We start from the raw sequence: 16,579 nt of genomic DNA on the forward strand, positions 1-16,579 counted from the left end.
TCACGAAGATAATGTTCTGATTAAATTGGAGAAATCTTCTTTAATATCATGGCTTTCTTCACGCAACTGCTCAATCTTGCGGCAGGCATGAAGCACGGTAGTATGGTCACGCCCACCAAACGCGTCGCCAATTTCCGGCAGACTGTGGTTAGTGAGCTCTTTTGCCAGCGCCATCGCCATCTGGCGCGGACGAGCTACCGAGCGAGATCGACGCTTAGAAAGCAGATCCGCAATTTTGATTTTGTAATACTCCGCCACCGTCTTCTGGATATTGTCGATGGTGACCAGCTTTTCCTGCAAAGCCAGCAGATCGCGCAGCGCTTCACGCACGAAATCGATAGTAATCGCCCGGCCGGTAAAATTGGCGTTGGCGATCACGCGGTTCAGTGCGCCTTCCAGCTCACGTACGTTAGAGCGTAGACGCTTGGCAATAAAGAACGCTACTTCACCCGGCAGACGAATGTCGTTTTCGTCGGCTTTTTTCATCAGGATCGCAACACGCGTTTCCAGTTCAGGCGGTTCGATCGCGACAGTCAGTCCCCAGCCAAAACGGGATTTCAGACGATCTTCAACGCCGTTGATCTCCTTCGGATAGCGATCCGAGGTCAGGATGATCTGCTGATTGCCTTCCAGCAGGGCGTTAAAGGTGTGGAAAAACTCTTCCTGCGATCGCTCTTTATTCGCGAAGAATTGGATATCGTCAATCAGCAGCGCGTCAACGGAACGGTAGTAACGTTTAAACTCTTCGATCGCGTTGTTTTGCAGGGCTTTGACCATGTCCTGCACAAAACGCTCGGAGTGCATATACACCACTTTGGCGTTTGGCTTACGCGCCATAATGCCGTTACCGACAGCGTGCAGCAGGTGAGTTTTACCCAGGCCCGTACCGCCATAAAGGAATAACGGATTGTAGGCGCCGCCAGGATTGTCCGCCACCTGACGTGCCGCCGCGCGCGCCAGTTGGTTAGATTTACCTTCAACGAAGTTATCAAACGTGTGTTTGACGTTGACGTTAGAACGATAGGTAGGTTCTGCCGGAGCCGGGACGTTATCCCAGCCTGGACGCGCCGCCGGAGCAGCACGTTGTGGTTGCACTTGCTGAGTCACGTGGGCGGGCGCAACAACGTTGTTGACCGGCGTTTTCAGCGTTTGCGTGACGGGTTTAGTACCGACTTCAAAGCGCAGCTGTGGGGCATCCGCTCCACAGAAATTATTGAGTAATCCATTAATATTATTAAGGTATTTATCCCTTACCCAATCGAGCACGAAACGGTTTGGCGCGTACAAAGCCAGCGTGTTATCGCTCAGTTCCGCCTGCAATGGGCGTATCCACATACTGAACTCTGTGGCTGGTAACTCATCCTGCAATCGGGCAAGACACTGCTGCCAAAGCGAAAGTGACACGGCGGACTCCACTCGAACAAAAGTCGATAAATGACAAAGGCTGAAACATTCATGATTGTTGACGCACATCGACAAGACCCTATGCAAAGGGTGACGTGCGAATTGCTATCTGCAATTTTTACCCGATCAGGATCCATTGAAACGATCAGGACCGCGGATCATAGCGTAAACTGAGAAAGAGATCTTCTGTTTCTCACAGATTCTTCCCGATTTATCCACAGGATGATCCAGAATCGGCTAAGTGTAAACGATCCTGGAGAAGTGCTGCAGGTTTTAGCGCGCATATTGAAAAAATTAATGAGTAAAGATGCTTTACTGCTTAAACGATCTAATAAAGATCCCGAGCGATCCTTGCGCTTTATCCACCAGCCCGTATAATTCTTACCCCCAGCGAGTAACGGCCGCCTTACGGCGTCAACGCTGCCTGTTTTTTACGCGAAACCATGCGGAAAAAAGCGGGAAATAAGGAAAGAGAATTGACTCCGGAGTGTACAATTATTACAATCCGGCCTCTTTAATCACCCACACTGTGGCGTAAGTCGTTCGAAATTCGTTCGGGTATACGCAAAAGTCAGTGAATTTATTCAAGTTTAGGTAGAAATCGCCATGAAACGCACTTTTCAACCGTCTGTACTGAAGCGCAACCGTTCTCACGGCTTCCGTGCTCGTATGGCTAATAAAAATGGTCGTCAGGTTCTGGCACGTCGTCGTGCTAAAGGCCGTTCTCGTCTGACCGTTTCTAAGTAATAAAAGCTAGCCCCTGAGTGGTTAAGCTCGCATTTCCCAGGGAGTTACGTTTGTTAACTCCCACTCATTTCACATTCGTCTTCCAGCAGCCACAACGGGCTGGCACGCCGCAAATCACCATCCTCGGCCGCCTGAATTCGCTGGGGCATCCCCGTATCGGTCTTACCGTCGCCAAGAAAAATGTTAAACGTGCGCATGAACGCAATCGGATTAAACGTCTGACGCGTGAAAGCTTCCGTTTACGTCAGCACGAGCTTCCAGCAATGGATTTCGTGGTGGTGGTGAAAAAAGGGGTTGCTGACCTCGATAACCGTGCTCTCTCGGAAGCGTTGGAAAAATTATGGCGTCGCCATTGTCGCCTGGCTCGCGGGTCCTGATAGCCCTCATTCGGGTCTATCAACGCCTGATCAGTCCGCTGCTTGGGCCGCATTGCCGTTTCACTCCAACCTGTTCGAGCTACGGAATTGAGGCATTGCGCAGGTTTGGAGTGATAAAAGGCAGTTGGTTGACGGTGAAACGCGTATTAAAATGCCACCCTTTACACCCTGGTGGTGACGATCCCGTCCCGCCCGGACCATTTGATACCAGAGAACACTAACGATGGATTCGCAACGCAATCTTTTAGTCATCGCTTTGCTGTTCGTGTCTTTCATGATCTGGCAAGCCTGGGAGCAGGATAAAAACCCGCAACCTCAGGCCCAACAGACCACGCAGACAACGACCACCGCAGCGGGTAGCGCCGCAGACCAGGGCGTACCGGCCAGTGGCCAGGGGAAACTGATTACGGTTAAAACTGACGTGCTTGATCTGACCATCAACACCCGTGGTGGTGATGTGGAACAGGCTTCACTGCCAGCTTACCCGAAAGAACTCGGTTCTACCGAACCGTTCCAGTTACTGGAAACCACGCCACAGTTCATCTACCAGGCACAGAGTGGCCTGACAGGTCGTGACGGCCCGGATAACCCGGCTAACGGCCCGCGTCCGCTGTACAACGTCGAAAAAGACGCGTTTGTACTGGCTGACGGTCAGAACGAACTGCAGATCCCGATGACCTATACTGACGCAGCGGGTAACACATTCACTAAAACGTTTGTACTCAAGCGTGGTGAATATGCTGTCAACGTTAACTACAGCGTGCAGAACGCCGGCGAAAAACCGCTGGAAGTCTCCACCTTTGGTCAGCTGAAGCAATCCATCAATCTGCCATCTCATCGCGATACCGGAAGCAGCAACTTTGCGCTGCACACCTTCCGCGGCGCGGCGTACTCCACGCCGGATGAGAAGTATGAGAAATACAAATTCGACACCATTGCTGAAAACGAAAACCTGAACGTCAATGCTAAAGACGGCTGGGTCGCAATGCTGCAACAGTATTTCGCAACGGCATGGGTTCCGCGTAACGACGGCACCAACAACTTCTATACCGCTAACCTGGGTAACGGCATTGCCGCTATCGGCTATAAGTCACAGCCGGTACTGGTACAGCCTGGCCAGACTGGCGCAATGACCAGTACCCTGTGGGTCGGCCCGGAAATTCAGGATAAAATGGCGGCCGTTGCACCGCACCTGGATCTGACCGTGGATTACGGCTGGTTGTGGTTCATTTCTCAGCCGCTGTTTAAACTGCTGAAGTGGATCCATAGCTTCCTGGGTAACTGGGGCTTCTCCATCATCGTTATCACCTTTATCGTTCGTGGCATCATGTACCCGCTGACCAAAGCGCAGTACACCTCCATGGCGAAGATGCGTATGCTGCAGCCGAAGATTCAGGCAATGCGTGAGCGTCTGGGCGATGACAAACAGCGTCAGAGCCAGGAAATGATGGCCCTGTACAAAGCTGAGAAGGTTAACCCGCTGGGCGGCTGCTTCCCGCTGATCATCCAGATGCCAATCTTCCTGGCGTTGTACTACATGCTGATGGGCTCCATTGAACTGCGTCATGCGCCGTTCGCTCTGTGGATCCATGACCTGTCTGCACAGGACCCGTACTACATTCTGCCGATTCTGATGGGCGTGACGATGTTCTTCATTCAGAAGATGTCTCCGACCACTGTAACCGACCCGATGCAGCAGAAGATCATGACCTTTATGCCGGTCATCTTCACCGTGTTCTTCCTGTGGTTCCCGTCAGGTCTGGTGCTGTACTATATCGTCAGCAACCTGGTAACCATTATTCAGCAGCAGCTGATTTACCGTGGTCTGGAGAAGCGTGGCCTGCATAGCCGCGAGAAGAAAAACTCCTGATTCGGTGTAGGCCGGATTAGGCGAAGCCGCCATCCGGCAAACGGAACATAAAGTAAAGGGCGGTCATTAGACCGCCTTTTTTATTGCATTAAGAAGAGACAAACCATGAGCCATAACGACACCATCGTCGCTCAGGCCACCCCACCGGGACGTGGTGGCGTGGGTATCCTGCGTATCTCCGGCCTGAAGGCGCGTGAGGTCGCCGAAACCGTACTGGGGAAACTACCCAAACCGCGTTACGCCGATTATCTGCCGTTTAAAGACGCGGATGGCAGCACGCTGGATCAGGGGATTGCCCTGTGGTTCCCCGGCCCGAACTCCTTTACCGGCGAAGACGTTTTAGAGCTTCAGGGCCACGGAGGTCCGGTGATTCTTGACCTGCTGCTCAAACGTATTTTGACGATTCCCGGGCTGCGCATTGCCAGACCCGGTGAATTCTCCGAGCGCGCGTTTCTCAATGATAAGCTCGATTTAGCCCAGGCAGAGGCGATTGCCGACCTGATCGATGCCAGCTCGGAGCAAGCCGCTCGCTCGGCGCTGAACTCGTTGCAGGGCGCATTTTCCGCACGGGTAAATCATCTTGTGGAAGCACTCACTCACCTGCGCATCTATGTCGAAGCGGCGATCGACTTCCCGGATGAAGAAATCGACTTCCTGTCTGACGGCAAGATTGAAGCGCAGCTCAATAGTGTTATCAGCGATCTTGATGCCGTACGTGCCGAAGCGCGTCAGGGTAGCCTGCTGCGCGAAGGGATGAAGGTAGTCATTGCCGGTCGCCCTAACGCCGGGAAATCGAGCCTGCTGAACGCGCTGGCAGGCCGTGAGGCGGCTATTGTGACCGACATTGCGGGGACGACTCGCGACGTACTGCGTGAGCATATTCATATCGACGGTATGCCGCTACACATCATCGACACCGCCGGTTTGCGCGATGCCAGCGATGAAGTTGAACGCATCGGTATCGAACGTGCCTGGCAGGAAATCGAACAAGCCGACCGTGTGCTGTTTATGGTGGATGGCACCACCACCGACGCCGTGGACCCAGCTGACATCTGGCCAGACTTTATTGCCCGTCTGCCAGCCAAACTGCCGATTACCGTGGTGCGTAACAAAGCGGATATTACCGGTGAGACGCTGGGCCTTAGCGAAGTAAATGGCCACTCACTGGTTCGTCTCTCCGCACGTACCGGTGAAGGTGTTGACGTACTGCGTAACCATCTCAAACAGAGCATGGGCTTTGAAACCAATATGGAAGGTGGCTTCCTGGCGCGTCGTCGTCACCTGCAGGCACTGGCAGAAGCGGCGGAGCATCTTGAGCAGGGTAAAGCCCAACTTCTCGGCGCATGGGCCGGAGAATTGCTGGCAGAGGAGCTACGTCTGGCGCAGCAGAACCTCAGTGAGATCACCGGGGAATTTACCTCCGACGATCTGCTGGGACGAATTTTCTCCAGTTTCTGTATTGGTAAGTAACGTTGTGTTGCCCGGTGGCGCGATGCTTGCCGGGCCTACAGGCCCTGTAGGCCGGATAAGGCGTTTACACCGCCATCCGGCAACAATAATTTCCCATGCGGAAATCACTGTTGTCCAAATGGCAACTCGTGCAGTTGACTCTCTGACCGTATGCTTAGCGCCACATTTCTCATGAGGTCGCTATGACACGCTTTCTAATCTGCAGTTTCGCCCTGGTTCTTCTTTATCCTGCCGGTATTGATATGTATCTGGTGGGGCTGCCCCGTATTGCGGCCGATCTACAGGCCAGCGAGGCGCAACTGCATATCGCGTTTTCGGTTTATCTGGCGGGAATGGCGACGGCGATGCTTTTCGCCGGAAAAGTTGCCGACCAGTCAGGACGTAAACCAGTCGCTATTGTCGGTGCACTCATCTTTATTTTCGCCTCTGCGCTGTGTTCATTTGCCGAGAGCGGTACGCCGTTCCTGGTAGGCCGCTTTATTCAGGGTGTGGGCGCCGGCTGCTGCTATGTGGTGGCTTTCGCTATTCTGCGCGATACGCTCGACGATCGTCGCCGGGCGAAGGTACTGTCGTTGTTGAACGGTATTACCTGTATCGTGCCGGTGCTGGCTCCGGTGATGGGGCATCTGATCATGCTCAAATACCCGTGGCAGAGCCTGTTCTACACGATGATGGGAATGGGTGTGGCTGTTTGCCTGCTGTCGGTATTTGTCCTGCGAGAATCGCGCCCAGCAACGCTTATGGCGACGATGGAAAAGAACCACACAACCGAATCACTGGTAAACCGCTTTTTCTTAAGCCGTCTGGCCATTACCACCCTTAGCGTGTCGGTGATCCTGACCTTCGTGAATACGTCTCCGGTGCTGCTGATGGAAGTGATGGGCTTCGACCGCGGCGAGTACGCCACTACCATGGCCATGACCGCTGGCATCAGTATGGCAGTCTCTTTCTCTACGCCATTCGCCCTGAGCGTGTTTAAGCCTCGCGTTATGATGCTGACCTCGCAGGTGCTGTTTCTGTGTGCTGGCGTGGTGTTAACCCTTGCTACTTCACACGCGGTAACGTTGTTCGGGTTAACCTTAATCTGCGCCGGATTCTCGGTCGGTTTCGGTGTTGCGATGAGCCAGGCGCTGGGACCGTTCTCGCTGCGCGCGGGCGTCGCCAGCTCGGCATTAGGTATTGCACAGGTTTGCGGTTCCTCGCTGTGGATTTGGCTGGCGGCTGTTCTTGGCCTTGATGCGCTGAATATGCTGATCGGGATTCTGATTGGCTGTAGCATAGTGAGTATCATGCTGATTATCACTGTTGCACCTAACCGGTCCGCGCCAACTCATGAAGAAATCCCTCAGCAGTCTCGATCTTAATTTATTGCTCTGCCTGCAGTTGTTGATGCAGGAACGCAGCGTCACTAAAACCGCTAAACGGATGAACGTCACTCCGTCGGCGGTCAGTAAGTCGCTGTCGAAGCTGCGGGCCTGGTTTGACGATCCCTTGTTTGTGAACACCCCGCTGGGGCTATCGCCGACGCCGCTGATGGTCAGCATGGAGCAGAGCCTGGCTGAATGGATGCAGATGGGCAATCAGCTGCTCGATAAGCCGCACCATGAATCGCCGCGCGGGCTGAAGTTTGATCTGGTGGCCGAAACGCCGCTGGTGATGATCATGTTCAACGCGCTCTCCCGGCAGATTTACCAGCGCTATCCTCAGGCGACGATCAAAATACGCAACTGGGACTATGATTCGCTGGATGCCATTATTCGCGGTGAAGTGGATATTGGCTTTACCGGACGCGAAAGTCATCCGCGTTCGCGAGAACTGCTGAGTTTGTTGCCATTGTCGATCGACCATGAAGTGCTGTTTTCCGATCTGCCCTGCGTCTGGCTACGTGAAGATCATCCCGCACTGCAGGAAGAGTGGAATCTGGACACCTTTCTGCGCTATCCGCACATCAGCATTAGCTGGGAGCAAAGCGATACCTGGGCGCTGGATGAAGTCCTGCAAGAAATGGGGCGCGCACGCAATATCGCGTTATGTCTGCCTGGTTTTGAGCAATCGCTGTTTATGGCAGCGCAGCCGGATCACGCGCTGATTGCCACCGCACCGGTTTATTGCCAGCGTTATAACCAACTCCACCAGCTTCCACTCGTTGCGCGGCCGATGCCATTTGATACAGCGCAACTGGAAAAAATGCGCGTACCGTTTACTCTTCTTTGGCATAAACGCAACAGCCACAATCCTAAGATCGTCTGGCTAAAAGACACGATCAAGGCGCTTTATCGCGATATATCCTGACGATCCGTCATTTTGGTGTTTCAAAATCGACCATTCTGGCAACAGAAATGTAAATATCGCGTAATGTATCCCATTTCCGCTTACTTTTTGGGCAGCAAAGCCTGCCCGGAAGCCGTGTAAATGTTACTCTGGTGATAATCACGGACCATTAATCACGGAGCGAAAAATGGCGACACATTTTGCCAGAGGGATTCTTACGGAGGGACACCTGGTATCAGCTCGCCTCCCTTCTCCATGCCATATCGAAGCAAGAGATCTGCCCGCTCATCGCCGAACACGCTTCCTGGCCTCCCGAAGTCTTCTCGCCGAACTGATGTTCATGCTTTACGGCACCAGCACGTTGCCTGAGATTGTTACTGAGGCGAAAGGTAAGCCCGTTTTTCGCGATAAGAATCTACCGGGATTTTCGATCTCTTATGCCGGGAATATCGTCGGCGTTGTGCTAACGACTGAAGGAACGTGCGGCCTGGATATGGAACTTCAGCGGGCAACCCGCGGGTTTAACAATCCAAATTCAGCGGAAATGTGGCGCTTCTCCAGTAACGAAAACCTGTGGATCAATAATCAAAACGACCCCAATGAAGCGCGCGCGCAGCTCATTACATTGCGCCAGAGCGTACTCAAACTCACCGGCGATGTATGCAATGACGATCCGCGCGAACTCCAGCTTTTACCCGGCGCAGGACGCCTGAAATGTGCCCATGTTGCGCAGATTGAAGCCATTTGCGACGCGGAAGATGTGCTGGTGTGGTCGGTTGCGGTTTCGCCAGCCATTGAAAAACTCAAGGTTTGGGAGTTTGATGGTCAGCAGGACTGGAAAAGTTTGCCTGATATCCAGACTCGCGCCAATGAGCCAACGGGTCGTCTGATCCGGTTCTCTCAATTATGCGCAGCGAAAAGCCATACGCTTTGATTTAACCTTTATGATGAAACAGGAGTCACCATGTCTGAAACATTGAATGTTGTTACGTTACTGGGAAGTCTGCGCAAAGGTTCGTTTAATGGAATGGTTGCCCGTACACTGCCCAAGATTGCTCCCGCAGGAATGGAAGTGAGCGCGTTACCGTCGATTGGTGATATCCCACTGTACGATGCCGATCTCCAGCAGGAAGAAGGTTTTCCGGCCAGCGTAGAAGCACTGGCTGAGCAAATCAGAAAGGCTGACGGTGTCGTCATCGTCACACCTGAATATAACTATTCTGTTCCGGGCGGACTGAAGAACGCCATCGACTGGCTGTCTCGCCTGCCCGATCAGCCATTATCCGGCAAACCGGTGCTGATCCAGACCAGCTCCATGGGTGCCATTGGCGGCGCGCGCTGCCAGTACCATCTGCGTCAAATCCTGGTGTTCCTCGACGCCATGGTAATGAACAAGCCGGAATTTATGGGCGGGGTCATTCAAAACAAGGTGGATCCGCAGACGGGTGAAGTGATTGACCAAAGCACGCTGGACCATCTGACCGGCCAGTTGACCGCATTTGGCGACTACATCCAACGCGTGAAAGCCTAAAAGAAAAAGCCCGCCAGCAACGATGCCTGGCGGGCAGTTGTCCAGACCGATATTTTAGTGCGCGTCGATAAACACAATCTTCAGCACAAACAGCAGCGCGACAACGATGACGCACGGGCTGAGATCGCGGAAACGTCCAGTACCGATTTTCATCACGCAGTAAGAGATAAAGCCCAGCGCAATACCTTCGGTAATTGAGAAGCTAAACGGCATCATCACGGCGGTAATAAACGCCGGAACCGCTTCAGTCAGATCATCCCACTTCACGCGTGACAGGCTTGATGTCATCAGGACACCAACGTAAATCAGCGCACCTGCAGCTGCATAGCCCGGTACCATTCCCGCCAGCGGCGACAGGAAGATAACCAGCAGGAACAGCAGGCCAACGACGACTGCAGTCAGGCCGGTACGGCCACCAACCGACACCCCGGAAGAGGATTCAATATAGGCAGTAACGGAAGAAGTCCCGATAAACGCCCCGGTAACCGACGACACGCTATCCACATACAGCGCCTGCTTCATGCGTGGGAACTTGCCCTTCGCGTCCGCCAGACCGGCTTTATCCGTCACGCCAATCAGCGTACCGGAGGAGTCAAACAGGTTGACCAGCATGAACGAGAAAATCACACCCGCCAGGCCAATGTTAAACGAACCGGCCAGATCGACATGTCCGATAACGGACATCACGCTCGGCGGCGCAGAAACGATACCGTTGTAATGGACATCGCCCAGCATCCAGCCCAGCAGCGTGGTTACAATGATGGAAATCAGCACCGCCGCATGAATATTACGTGACGCCAGAATCGCGATGATAAAGAAGCCCAGAATACCGAGAAGTACGCTGTGGGACGTCAGGTTACCGATAGACACCAGCGTGTCTTTGTTGGCGACGATAACACCTGCGTTTTTCAGCCCCATCATGCCGATGAACAGACCGATACCACTGGTGATCCCCACTCGCAGGCTCACCGGGATATTGGCGATCATCCAGTAACGTACGCGGAAAATGGTCAGCAGCAGCAGACCTACCGCGCCCCAGAAGATAGCCCCCATACCGATCTGCCATGACAGGCCCATCGCGCCGACGACCACGAAAGCGAAAAATGCATTCAGGCCCATAGCAGGCGCAAGTGCGACCGGCAGGTTAGCAAATAGCCCCATCAGGATGCTACCAAAGGCAGCAATAAGGCAGGTGGTAACAAAGACTGCGCTGGTATCCATGCCAGCCACGCCAAGAATTTGCGGGTTAACAAAAACGATATACACCATCGTCAGGAAGGTGGTTAAACCGGCGATCACTTCGGTCCGTGCCGTCGTGCCATGTTCGCGCAGTTTGAACACGCGTTCCAGCATCCCCTGGCCAGAAGCCTGGGTTGTGTGTTGTTGACTCATTATCAATTTCCGAACAAGGAGGGAAAATTCGTCGCTATCCTATACCAAAATGCGACAATAGGGTTGGGTTATGAGCAACTTTTTTCATTGATTTTGCTTATACGGCAACGATTGCGTCGCCCAATAATGCATTACGAAAACGTTAAACTTGTTAAAACGGAAATGACATGTCCCAGATAGAAGCCGTATTTTTTGACTGTGACGGTACCCTTGTCGACAGTGAAGTGATTTGTTCTCGCGCGTATGTCAGCATGTTCCAGGCGTTTGGCATTACGCTCGATCTTGAAGAAATTTTCAAACGCTTCAAGGGGGTAAAGCTGTACGAGATCATCGACATTATCAACGAAGAGCACGGTGTCGAACTGGCAAAAGCCGATTTAGAACCGGTTTACCGCGCTGAGGTCGCACGTCTGTTCGATACCGAGCTGGAAGTCATTGCTGGTGCGCACACGCTGCTGGACAGCATGGCTGTGCCAATGTGCGTGGTGTCTAACGGTCCGGTCAGCAAAATGCAGCATTCGCTGGGTAAGCTGGGCATGTTGCACCATTTTCCTGATTTACTGTTCAGCGGCTACGATATCCAACGCTGGAAGCCCGATCCGGCCCTAATGTTCCATGCGGCAAAAGCAATGGACGTTAATGTTGAGAACTGCATTCTGGTTGATGATTCCAGCGCAGGCGCGCAGGCGGGGATTGCGGCGGGGATGGAAGTGTTCTACTTCTGCGCCGATCCGCATAACAAACCGATCGATCATCCAAAAGTCACGACCTTTACCGATCTGACACAGTTGCCGGAATTGTGGAAGGCACGGGGTTGGGATATTACCCGGTAATTTTTTGTAGGCCCGGTAAGCTTGCGCCACCGGGCAATTGCCGGATGGCGCTAACGCTTATCCGGCCTACTTTCTACGTTTTTATCACTCTTTAGGATCTTTGCCCGCCAGCAGCTTATCCAGCTCATCGCCGCCCACGTGACGGAAGTCTTGTCCCTTCACGAAATAGAAGATGTATTCGCAGATATTCTGGCAGCGGTCACCGATACGTTCGATGGAACGTGCGCAGAACAGCGCGGTCAGCACGCTTGGAATGGTACGTGGGTCTTCCATCATATAAGTCATCAGCTGACGCACGATGCCTTCATACTCCTGGTCGACTTTCTTATCTTCGCGATAAATACGTACCGCTTCGTCGAGATCCATACGCGCAAACGCATCCAACACGTCGTGCAGCATCTGCACGGTGTGACGACCCAGCGACTCCAGACTTACCAGCAGCGGCTGGTGTTGTTGCGAGAACTTCTCCAGCGCGGTGCGGCAAATTTTATCTGCCACGTCGCCAATACGTTCCAGCTCAGCGATGGTTTTGATAATCGCCATCACCAGACGCAGGTCGCTCGCTGTCGGTTGACGCTTGGCGATGATGCGTACGCAGGCTTCGTCGATCGCCACCTCCATCATGTTGACGTTCTTATCGCCTTCAATGACGCGCTTCGCCAGCTCGCTGTCCTGGTTGTGCATCGCCGTGATTGCATCAGAAAGCTGCTGCTCGACCATGCCGCCCATGGTCATCACCTGGGTACGGATGCTTTCCAGCTCTGCATTGAACTGGCCGGAAATATGTTTATTAAGGTTAAGGTTATCCACAACAAGCTCCTGAATCAGCCGTAACGACCGGTGATGTAATCTTCAGTTTGTTTCTTCGCGGGCTTGGTGAACAGATCGTCCGTGTTACTGAACTCAATCAACTCGCCCAGGTACATAAATGCCGTGTGATCGGAACAACGCGCAGCCTGCTGCATGTTGTGGGTAACGATAACGACGGTGTAATCCTCTTTCAGCTCAGTGATCAGCTCTTCGATACGCCCGGTAGAAATAGGGTCGAGCGCTGAACATGGCTCATCAAGCAGAAGCACTTCCGGGCGAATGGCGATGCCACGCGCAATACACAGTCGCTGCTGCTGACCACCCGAGAGAGAGTACCCGCTCTGGTGTAATTTATCTTTGGTTTCATTCCACAATGCGGCCTTGGTCAATGCCCACTGCACGCGTTCGTCCATATCCGCACGCGAGAGTTTCTCAAACAGACGTACGCCAAAAGCGATGTTGTCGTAGATGGACATCGGGAACGGCGTGGGCTTCTGGAATACCATGCCCACTTTGGCACGCAGCAGAGCGATATCCTGGGTATTGGTGAGAATATTGTCGCCATCCAGCAGAATTTCACCTTCCGCACGTTGCTCCGGGTACAGTTCAAACATTTTGTTGAACGTACGCAGCAGCGTCGATTTACCACAGCCAGAAGGCCCGATAAACGCCGTTACCTGGTTTTTAGCAATATCCAGGTTGATGTTCTTCAGGGCATGGAATTTGCCATAGTAGAAGTTCAAATCACGAACCTGAATCTTACCTGGGGCAGTATCAACCATACTCATTTCAATCTTTTCCTCATCCGGCGCCGCATCAGCCACGCCGTAAAAATTAACCGTGTTTCTTCTTCGCGAAAATGACGCGCGCCAGAATGTTCAGCAGCAGTACGCACAGAGTAATAATCAGTACCCCGGCCCAGGCCAGTTGCTGCCACTCAGCAAACGGGCTCATCGCAAACTTAAAGATAGTGACCGGCAGGTTGGCGATAGGCTGCATCATGTCAGTGCTCCAGAACTGGTTGGAGAGCGACGTAAACAGCAGCGGAGCCGTTTCACCTGCGATACGAGCAATTGCTAACAGAACACCTGTAATGATCCCCGAGACAGATGCCTTCAGGGTGATCGCAGAAATCATCTTCCATTTCGGCGTACCCAGTGCATAGGCGGCTTCACGCAGGCTATCTGGCACCAGCTTGAGCATGTTCTCTGTGGTACGAATAACAATGGGCACCTGCAGCAGCGCCAGCGCGATCACGCCCGCCCAGCCGGAGAAATGCTCCATTTTTGCTACCACGATGGTGTAAACGAACAGACCGACCACGATGGATGGCGCAGAAAGCAGAATGTCATTGATAAAGCGGATGACCTCAGCCAGCCAGGACTTACGCCCATACTCCGCCAGGTAGATACCCGCCATAATGCCGAGCGGGGTACCAAACACGGTCGCCCACAGAATCAACAGACCGCTACCGGCCAGGGCGTTCGCCAGACCACCACCCGCCGTATTCGGCGGCGGCGTCATTTCGGTGAACAGCGCCAGCGACATACCGTCAATACCGCGGGTGATCGTGGACATCAGGATCCAAATGAGCCAGAACAGACCGAACGCCATGGTCGCCATAGAGAGCGTCAGCGCGATGCGGTTTTTCAGACGACGACGCGCCTGCATTTTACGGCGGGATTCCGCAAGCTGAGCGGTGTTTTGCATTTCAAGCGTAGCCATTAGCGTGCCCCCTCGTTCTTCGCAAGGCGCATGATCATGAACTTAGACGCAGCCAGCACGATGAAGGTGATCACAAACAGAATCAGACCCAGCTCCATCAACGCGGCAACGTGCAGCCCAGATTCCGCTTCGGCAAATTCATTCGCCAGCGCAGAGGTAATACTGTTGCCCGGCATGTACAGCGAGGCACTGTCGAGCTGGTAGGTGTTACCGATGATAAAGGTCACCGCCATGGTTTCACCCAGTGCGCGGCCCAGCCCCAACATCACGCCGCCGATCACGCCATTTTTGGTGAACGGCAGGACGATGCGCCAGATAACTTCCCAGGTGGTACAGCCGATGCCGTAGGCTGACTCTTTCATCAGTACCGGCGTTTGTTCGAACACATCACGCATAACCGCCGCAATGTACGGGATGATCATGATGGCGAGGATCACGCCAGCCGCCAGAATACCGATACCAAAAGCCGGGCCGGAGAACAGTGCGCCAACAAACGGAATGTTGGAAAGGATGTTTCCGACCGGCTCCTGGAAATAAGTCGCAAACAGCGGGGCAAAGATAAACAGCCCCCACATGCCGTACACGATACTCGGAATTGCCGCCAGCAGTTCAATAGCGATGCCCAGCGGGCGACGCAGCCAGCCAGGTGCAAGTTCAGTCAGGAACAGCGCAATGCCGAAACTCACCGGAACGGCAATCAGCAGTGCAATAAGTGAGGTAACCAGCGTACCGTAAATCGGTACTAAGGCACCGTAGATATCGTTTGGCGCATCCCAGTCTTTGGTCCACAGAAAGGAGAAACCAAATTTCTGAATGCTTGGCCAGGAGGAGATAACCAGAGAGACAATAATGCCACCCAACATCAATAGCACAATCAGCGCAGCCAGTCTTACCAGCGCGCTGAAGATCATGTCACCCTTTTTACCCGGTGGGTTAAAAGCAGGCTTGGTTGCAGCCATAAATCACTCTTTAAGTTAAACGCGTTTACGAAGTTGCCCATGCCGGATGGCGCTACGCTTATCCGGCCTACAAAGCGGGCCTACAGTCGAAACCGTAGGGCGGATAAGCGTAGCGCCATCCGCCAACTCGTTAAAGATATTCTATTAGTACAGCGCTTTACCGCTGCTGTCTTTCACGTTGGTCTTCCATGCAGCACGAACCTGCTCAACCACGCTGTCCGGCAGGCTAGCGTAATCCAGGTCGTTAGCCTGTTTGCCGCCATTTTTGTACGCCCAGTCGAAGAACTTCAGCACTTCTGCGCTCTGCTCTGGTTTCTTCGACTCTTTATGGACCAGGATGAAGGTGGTGGAAGTGATTGGCCACGCGTCGTCACCTTTCTGGTTAGTCAGATCCTGAGCGAAAGTTTTGCTCCAGTCAGCGCCTTTTGCGGCGTTAGCAAAGCTCTCTTCTGTCGGGCTTACCGGTTTGCCATCAGCAGAGACCAGCTTGGTGTACGCCAGGTTGTTCTGCTTAGCGTAAGCGTACTCAACGTAACCGATAGAACCCGGCAGACGCTGTACGAACGCAGCGATACCGTCGTTACCTTTACCGCCCAGACCGGTCGGCCAGTTCACAGTAGAGCCGGAACCAATTTTAGATTTCCACTCTTCGTTTACTTTTGCCAGGTAGCTGGTGAAAACGAAGGAAGTACCGGAACCGTCAGCGCGACGCACAACGGCGATATTCTGTGAAGGCAGCTTCAGACCCGGGTTCAGTTTGGTGATGGCTTCATCATCCCACTTCTTAATTTTACCGAGGTAGATGTCACCCAGCGTTTTACCGTCCAGCACCAGCTCGCCGGATTTCAGGCCCGGGATGTTCACAGCCAGCACTACGCCACCGATCACGGTCGGGAACTGGAACAGACCTTCTTGCGCCAGTTTTTCGTCAGACAGCGGTGCATCAGAAGCGCCGAAATCAACGGTATTGGCCGTAATTTGTTTTACACCACCGGAGGAGCCGATACCCTGGTAGTTTACTTTGCTACCGGTCTCTTTCTGATAGGTATCTGCCCATTTGGCATACACTGGCGCAGGGAAGGTTGCACCTGCACCTGTCAGGCTCGCTGCTGCAAACGCAGAGAACGCGCTCATGGATAAGGTCGCGGCGACAACAGTTGCGACAGTGGTACGCATAACTTTCATAATGT

18 protein-coding genes are annotated in these 16,579 nt (G+C 53.3%); 11 read left to right on the plus strand and 7 right to left on the minus strand.

Features of this window, described 5'->3' with window-relative positions:
- On the minus strand, positions 1-1,404 hold the full coding sequence (gene dnaA, locus OGX66_RS04710; RefSeq protein WP_003023861.1) for a chromosomal replication initiator protein DnaA: 1,404 nt from the start codon (positions 1,402-1,404) through the stop codon (positions 1-3).
- Positions 1,405-1,701: 297 nt separating this feature from the next.
- On the opposite strand from dnaA, the gene OGX66_RS24585 reads away from it, so the two are divergent.
- From OGX66_RS24585 to OGX66_RS04755, 10 genes are all read left to right on the plus strand, one after another.
- Positions 1,702-1,782, plus strand: a complete 81-nt coding sequence (locus tag OGX66_RS24585) for a hypothetical protein (RefSeq protein ID WP_418222139.1) — start codon at positions 1,702-1,704, stop codon at positions 1,780-1,782.
- Positions 1,783-2,010: 228 nt separating this feature from the next.
- Positions 2,011-2,151: a 50S ribosomal protein L34 gene (gene rpmH / locus OGX66_RS04715; protein ID WP_003023858.1), complete on the plus strand. Its 141-nt coding sequence runs from the start codon at positions 2,011-2,013 to the stop codon at positions 2,149-2,151.
- A gap of 17 nt (positions 2,152-2,168) precedes the next feature.
- Entirely contained in the window at positions 2,169-2,528 is a 360-nt protein-coding gene (rnpA, locus tag OGX66_RS04720; protein WP_088902917.1) for a ribonuclease P protein component, read from the plus strand.
- Complete coding sequence (gene yidD / locus OGX66_RS04725) at positions 2,492-2,749, plus strand: membrane protein insertion efficiency factor YidD (RefSeq protein WP_003023846.1); 258 nt, start codon at positions 2,492-2,494, stop codon at positions 2,747-2,749. Before rnpA ends, yidD begins: the two co-directional genes overlap by 37 nt.
- A gap of 2 nt (positions 2,750-2,751) precedes the next feature.
- A complete protein-coding gene (gene yidC / locus OGX66_RS04730) occupies positions 2,752-4,398 on the plus strand; it encodes a membrane protein insertase YidC (protein WP_003023844.1) in 1,647 nt (548 codons plus the stop codon).
- A gap of 105 nt (positions 4,399-4,503) precedes the next feature.
- Entirely contained in the window at positions 4,504-5,868 is a 1,365-nt protein-coding gene (gene mnmE, locus OGX66_RS04735; RefSeq protein ID WP_003844431.1) for a tRNA uridine-5-carboxymethylaminomethyl(34) synthesis GTPase MnmE, read from the plus strand.
- A gap of 182 nt (positions 5,869-6,050) precedes the next feature.
- Positions 6,051-7,232, plus strand: coding sequence for an MFS transporter (locus tag OGX66_RS04740; protein WP_003840591.1), 1,182 nt, complete (start codon positions 6,051-6,053; stop codon positions 7,230-7,232).
- Positions 7,201-8,160: an HTH-type transcriptional regulator YidZ gene (gene yidZ / locus OGX66_RS04745; RefSeq protein WP_003023837.1), complete on the plus strand. Its 960-nt coding sequence runs from the start codon at positions 7,201-7,203 to the stop codon at positions 8,158-8,160. The genes OGX66_RS04740 and yidZ overlap by 32 nt, the downstream gene beginning before the upstream one ends.
- Positions 8,161-8,326: 166 nt before the next feature.
- The gene (locus OGX66_RS04750; protein WP_048217017.1) at positions 8,327-9,073 is read left to right on the plus strand and encodes a 4'-phosphopantetheinyl transferase family protein; all 747 of its coding nucleotides are present in this window, start codon (positions 8,327-8,329) and stop codon (positions 9,071-9,073) included.
- Positions 9,074-9,103: 30 nt separating this feature from the next.
- Entirely contained in the window at positions 9,104-9,670 is a 567-nt protein-coding gene (locus OGX66_RS04755) for an NADPH-dependent FMN reductase (protein WP_003023832.1), read from the plus strand.
- A 54-nt stretch (positions 9,671-9,724) separates the two neighbouring features.
- Here OGX66_RS04755 and adeP read toward each other — a convergent pair whose 3' ends face one another.
- On the minus strand, positions 9,725-11,062 hold the full coding sequence (adeP, locus tag OGX66_RS04760; RefSeq protein WP_003023830.1) for an adenine permease AdeP: 1,338 nt from the start codon (positions 11,060-11,062) through the stop codon (positions 9,725-9,727).
- 167 nt (positions 11,063-11,229) lie between these two features.
- Between adeP and yieH the strand changes: the two genes are divergently transcribed.
- A complete protein-coding gene (gene yieH, locus OGX66_RS04765; protein ID WP_003840584.1) occupies positions 11,230-11,895 on the plus strand; it encodes a 6-phosphogluconate phosphatase in 666 nt (221 codons plus the stop codon).
- Between the two features lie 84 nt (positions 11,896-11,979).
- On the opposite strand, the gene phoU is transcribed toward yieH, so the two are convergent.
- The 5 genes from phoU to pstS form a co-directional block, all read right to left on the minus strand.
- On the minus strand, positions 11,980-12,705 hold the full coding sequence (gene phoU, locus OGX66_RS04770; protein WP_003023824.1) for a phosphate signaling complex protein PhoU: 726 nt from the start codon (positions 12,703-12,705) through the stop codon (positions 11,980-11,982).
- Between the two features lie 14 nt (positions 12,706-12,719).
- Entirely contained in the window at positions 12,720-13,493 is a 774-nt protein-coding gene (pstB, locus tag OGX66_RS04775; protein ID WP_003023821.1) for a phosphate ABC transporter ATP-binding protein PstB, read from the minus strand.
- A gap of 46 nt (positions 13,494-13,539) precedes the next feature.
- Complete coding sequence (pstA, locus tag OGX66_RS04780) at positions 13,540-14,430, minus strand: phosphate ABC transporter permease PstA (protein ID WP_003023819.1); 891 nt, start codon at positions 14,428-14,430, stop codon at positions 13,540-13,542.
- Complete coding sequence (gene pstC, locus OGX66_RS04785; protein ID WP_003023817.1) at positions 14,430-15,389, minus strand: phosphate ABC transporter permease PstC; 960 nt, start codon at positions 15,387-15,389, stop codon at positions 14,430-14,432. Before pstC ends, pstA begins: the two co-directional genes overlap by 1 nt.
- A gap of 144 nt (positions 15,390-15,533) precedes the next feature.
- On the minus strand, positions 15,534-16,574 hold the full coding sequence (pstS, locus tag OGX66_RS04790) for a phosphate ABC transporter substrate-binding protein PstS (RefSeq protein WP_003023814.1): 1,041 nt from the start codon (positions 16,572-16,574) through the stop codon (positions 15,534-15,536).
- Between the last annotated feature and the right edge of the window lie 5 nt (positions 16,575-16,579).

It is taken from the genome of Citrobacter sp. Cf072 (genome assembly GCF_030334485.1).
In the GTDB taxonomy this organism is placed as follows: domain Bacteria; phylum Pseudomonadota; class Gammaproteobacteria; order Enterobacterales; family Enterobacteriaceae; genus Citrobacter; species Citrobacter freundii.